This window comes from Vibrio sp. 03_296, from assembly GCF_002265885.1.
This window is the reverse complement of the sequence record NZ_NPKW01001042.1, coordinates 1-933: the sequence shown is the minus strand read 5'-3', so window position 1 is coordinate 933 and position 933 is coordinate 1. Positions and strand designations below refer to the sequence as shown.

The window sequence follows — 933 nt, the reverse complement described above, 5'->3', positions numbered from 1 at the left end:
GTTGATCATCGCTACGATTTGACAATACCAAATCTATGCGTTGGCGCTACACCGTTTTCTGCGCAGCCGTTTGGCCAATTATGATTATCAGCATCGATTTTGGTGGCGTCTATTATCTGTTTCTTCGTGGTATGGATGGCGAAAGTGAACACGGTATTTTTTCTGCCAAGCCTTCGTTGGATTTATTAACGGAAATGGACCGTTTGATTGACGGTCTTGAGCCTCAACCTAGATCGACCCAAGGTGGTCAGATGGAGTTACGTATGATGTTGATGGGTCACTCCAAGCGACGCTGTTGATGCTTGAACAGCAAGCCCAACAAGGCTACCCTGGCGCTTATTGGATTATCAATTTGCGCGCTTCATTGGTGAGCAGAGTCAGCACAGACGGATTAGCGCTGTTGGCCGCTGCGGTCAGTGCCGAGTTAGGCAAAGGGCATATTTGCTTGCCTTTGTTTGAATGAACTTGGTCCCAAGTCAGTGAATTGGCCAGTAAAATTTGGCTTGTTTGGTGAGGCGGCCACAGAGCTGAACGCCCAGTTGCAGCCGATCGACTGGCGAGCGTTGCTGCAAMCSAGTCGCTTGGTTGGCACCCAAGGGGAAGCGGTGCCCTTGATGTTCGATGGGGAACGAGTTTATCTGCATCGCTATTGGCACTATGAAGTCGTTTTGGCGCAAAAACTTAATCAATTGAGTCACGGTATTGAACTTAACGCCAGCTCAGCGGCATCGTTATCCGCACTGCTGGATCGATTGTTTGCGCGCGATTACCGCTTTTKKTTGTAAACGCTGATTGCCGCGCAAGCGAGCGGCAGTACCAAGTGCCAGCGACAGCAATGGGTGTGTGATTTTCTCGATGTGKTGAAGGAGCACCGTTTGGATTGGACGGCGATTGAACAAGTGCTTAGCCAAGTAAGCAAAGTCTCGGATCTCA

General features: G+C 49.8%; 2 protein-coding genes and 1 pseudogene. All 3 read left to right on the top strand.

The genetic code is table 11. The features are described 5' to 3' along the window. Nucleotides 1-299 (top strand): annotated as a pseudogene (locus CIK04_RS29720) (hypothetical protein); the annotation flags it as partial. Next, entirely contained in the window at nt 299-463 is a 165-nt protein-coding gene (locus CIK04_RS34960) for a hypothetical protein (RefSeq protein WP_325206010.1), read from the top strand. The pseudogene CIK04_RS29720 and the gene CIK04_RS34960, both read left to right, overlap by 1 nt. A 16-nt stretch (nt 464-479) precedes the next feature. Then, entirely contained in the window at nt 480-785 is a 306-nt protein-coding gene (locus tag CIK04_RS34955) for a hypothetical protein (RefSeq protein ID WP_325206009.1), read from the top strand. Nucleotides 786-933: the final 148 nt, after the last annotated feature.